1 protein-coding gene is annotated in these 1536 nt (G+C 38.8%); it reads left to right on the forward strand.

Features of this window, described 5'->3' with window-relative positions:
- A partial coding sequence (locus DK865_RS07370) for a phage tail tip protein J-related protein (RefSeq protein WP_162556614.1) occupies positions 1-1536 on the forward strand: 1536 nt, incomplete at both ends.

Raw genomic sequence — 1536 nt, forward strand, 5'->3', positions numbered from 1 at the left:
CTTATTCCAGTCGAGGAGTCGATTTTTTATTAAAACTCACTACGGGTGATCGTATTGTCGGCACCGCCTCAACCTCGGATACGATGTATCGTTTTGGTGGTTTGCCTCAAGGAAATTACGTTTTATCCGTCGTACCTCAAAATGATCGGAAACAAAAAGGCGAGGTGGCCACAACCTCATTTGCGATTAATCCACCCCTACCACCGAGTTATATTGAAGTGGAGTCAGGTTATTTTAGCTTGGGTATTATTCCTCGTTCTGGTGGTCAAAATAGCTTACGAGCACAGTATGAGTTTTGGTTTTCAGAAAAACAGATCACCGATATTCGCGAAGTGGAAAGTCGTGCTGAATATTTAGGTATCAGTACGATGTGGGTTATTCAAGGGCGCAACCTGAAAGCAGGGCATATCTATTATATTTATGTTCGCAGTATAAACGCTGTTGGAAAATCAGTGTTTGTTGAAGCCAAAGGGGAGCCTAATAGTAATACCAAAGAAATACTCGATGAGCTAGACGGCCAATTCATGACAGCAGATGCCGGCAAACAACTCAGTGAAAAATTAGATTGGAATGCTGAGACAGCGCTCATTCTTAGTAACTCTGACTCTCAACTATCACGCAGTTTGTTAGTGAAACACGGTCAATCACAGGCTGGGATCAAAGAGCTATGGCAAGTTCGTGCAACGGATAACGAAGCGTGGGCACAGACTGTTACTCAGCTCTACTCATCAATTGATAATGCAGAAAATACATTTAACTCTGAAATTAAAGAAGTTAAAACAACGATTTCTGATTTAGATAAAGCTTTCGGTCAAACAACTACGGAGATCCGCACAGAGTTAAAAACAACTAACCAAAATTTAGCTGACACCAACCAGAAGTTAGGCAATACAGATAAAGAAGTTGGTCGTATTCGTGCTGATGTTGCAACAAATAAAGAAGCGATATCTGAAACGAATAAAGCCATGGCTAAATCCGAAGAACAGGTACAAGCGCAATTTGGCAAACAGCAGGGCATGATTAACCAAAAAATGCAGGCTGAATTTGAGCAATCAGGCGACGGTGTTGTCACGCATTCCATTAATATCACGATTGTTCATAACAACGTGAAATATAATGCAGCAGGGCAAGTGATTAGTGCTCAAGTTAAGAATGGAAAGCTCGAATCATTCTTTGGTTACAACGCCAATAATTTTGCTTGGTATAACCCATCAAATGGCAAGATGGAATTATTCATGTATGCCAAAAATGGGCAATTGTTTATTCGAGATTTATTTATCGAAGATGGCTCTATTACAAATGCAAAAATAGGAAATGTGATTCAATCTAATAATTATTTAAATGGGAGACCGAGCTGGATAATTAATAAAAATGGGTTTGCTGAGTTTCAGAATATAAAAGCAAGAGGAGAAATAGAGGCAACTTCTGGACGTTTAAAAAATGTAGTTATTGAGGAGAGTTGTGAAATTCTCGGAACATTAAATGTTGAAAACTTAGAGGGAAATATAATCTCTGTTACTAAAGATGTTTATATAA

The sequence above is a fragment of the Proteus cibi genome, from assembly GCF_003144405.1.
GTDB lineage: Bacteria > Pseudomonadota > Gammaproteobacteria > Enterobacterales > Enterobacteriaceae > Proteus > Proteus cibi.